We start from the raw sequence: 1,991 nt of genomic DNA, 5'->3' as shown, positions 1-1,991 counted from the left end.
CATTTTTGCATCGCAGAACGACGCCCGTTCTGGTTTAGGCTTGGGGCCTGGATCCACGATGACCTTGTCGCCGTCGGCGAGGTCGAAGCCCAGGGTTTCGCCGCGCAGGCGCTCGGGCACCAGCTCCAGCTGGACGCCTTCATCCGGGTTGATGTGGAAGGTGTTGATCTCGAAGAACTCGGCCAGCATCTCTTCGTTGCTGTAGCCGAGCGCGCGCAGCAGGATCGAGACCGGCAGCTTGCGGCGACGGTCGATACGGGTGAACAGCGCGTCCTTCGGGTCGAACTCGAAGTCCAGCCAGGAGCCGCGGTAAGGAATGATACGGGCGCTGTACAGCAGCTTGCCCGAGCTGTGGGTCTTGCCACGGTCGTGGTCGAAGAACACGCCCGGCGAGCGGTGCAGCTGCGAGACGATGACGCGCTCGGTGCCGTTGACGATGAAGGTGCCGTTTTCGGTCATCAGCGGGATTTCGCCCAGATAGACCTCCTGCTCCTTCACGTACTTGATGGCCTTGGTCGACGACTCGCGGTCGTAGATGACCAGGCGGACGGTGACGCGCAGCGGCGCACCGTAGCTCATGCCACGCTGGCGGCACTCACGCTCGTCGAAGACCGGCTCGCCCAGCTTGTAGCCGACGTATTCCAGGGCGGCATTGCCGCTGTAGCTGGCGATCGGGAAGACCGACTTCAGCGCAGCGTGCAGGCCGTAATCGGCGCGCTTGGCCGGATCGATGTTTTCCTGCAGGAAATCACGATAGGAATCCACCTGGATGGCCAGCAGGAACGGCACTTCGAGGATCGAGCGCTGCTTGCCGAAATCCTTGCGGATACGCTTTTTTTCGGTGAACGAATAGGACGTCATGAGGTCTTCCACCTTGTTATGCGGGCCGTGCGCCCACGACCCGAAGGGAACTTGAAATTGTCAGTTGGAAGTCGCTGGTATTGCCGGCACCAGCACGCCTTCTCCCGCTACTTCCAACTGCCAACTCGTCTGCTACCACGCCCCTGCTGCCGCGCGCTGCGCTGGCCGGCCGGGGTTTGACTGCAGCCCGTGTTGGGCTTTTTGTTGCTTGTTGCATCCACGCATGGCGCGGATCTACCAACTGCATCCACGCATGGCGTGGATCTACCGGTTGCATCCACGCATGGCGTGGACCACAACGCCGCAACAACGACCAAAGGCCGGGGGCTTACGCCCCCAGCCTTGGCTGCATCGCCGTGAATCGATGACGATGCAAGGGAAGTGCTTACTTGACTTCGACAGTCGCGCCAGCAGCTTCCAGGTCCTTCTTCATCTTCTCGGCTTCTTCCTTCGAAGCGTTGTCCTTCAGGACGCCGCCGGCTTCGGCCAGGTCCTTCGCTTCCTTCAGGCCCAGGCCGGTGATGGCGCGGACGGCCTTGATGACTTCGACCTTCTTGTCGCCAGCGGTCTTCAGGGTGACGACGAATTCGGTCTGCTCTTCAACAGCAGCGGCCGGGCCAGCGGCAGCAGCCACGGCAACCGGAGCAGCGGCGGAGACGCCGAACTTCTCTTCGATGGCCTTGACCAGCTCCATCACTTCCATCAGGGACTTCTCGGCGATGGCGTCGACGATCTGTTCGTTGGTAAGGGACATGATAATTACCTTTGGATGATTTTCTGGATTGAGGTTCCGTCAGGAACCACTAATGAGTCGAAACTCAGGCAGTCTCGGCGGCCGGTTCAGCAGCTTCAGCGGCTTCGCCACCGTTCTGCTTGTCACCGATTGCCTTGATGGCGCGGGCGAACATCGTGACCGGCTCGGTCAGGACGCGTGCCAGCATTGCCAGGGCCTGGTCGCGGGTCGGCAGCGATGCCAGCACGTCGACGTGGCTCGCCGGGAACACTTCACCACCGATGGCGACGACCTTAGCCTTCAGCTTGTCGTTGCCCTTGGCGGCTTCCTTGATCAGGCGACCGGTCCTCCCCGGTCGACAGCTGGCGCTGCAGCTGGTTGACCTCGTTGCGGCGAA

The 1,991-nt window shown here is 61.7% G+C and carries 1 protein-coding gene and 2 pseudogenes; all 3 read right to left on the bottom strand.

The features are described from left to right. Window positions 1-861: pseudogene (gene rpoB / locus ACQKDV_RS19230) on the bottom strand (DNA-directed RNA polymerase subunit beta); the annotation flags it as partial. Window positions 862-1,246: 385 nt separating this feature from the next. Then, the gene (gene rplL, locus ACQKDV_RS19225) at window positions 1,247-1,615 is read right to left on the bottom strand and encodes a 50S ribosomal protein L7/L12 (protein WP_108764158.1); all 369 of its coding nucleotides are present in this window, start codon (window positions 1,613-1,615) and stop codon (window positions 1,247-1,249) included. Window positions 1,616-1,679: 64 nt separating this feature from the next. Then, a pseudogene (locus tag ACQKDV_RS19220) lies at window positions 1,680-1,991 on the bottom strand (hypothetical protein); the annotation flags it as partial.

Source organism: Stenotrophomonas sp. NPDC077659 (assembly GCF_050268705.1).
Classification (GTDB): domain Bacteria; phylum Pseudomonadota; class Gammaproteobacteria; order Xanthomonadales; family Xanthomonadaceae; genus Stenotrophomonas.
The sequence above is the reverse complement of the archived record's forward strand: the minus strand, read 5'-3'. Positions and strand labels throughout refer to the sequence as shown.

Coding starts and splice junctions, on each gene's coding strand:
- rplL (WP_108764158.1), bottom strand. CDS start 1,615: ATGTCCCTTACCAACGAACAGATCGTCGACGCCATCGCCGAGAAGTCC.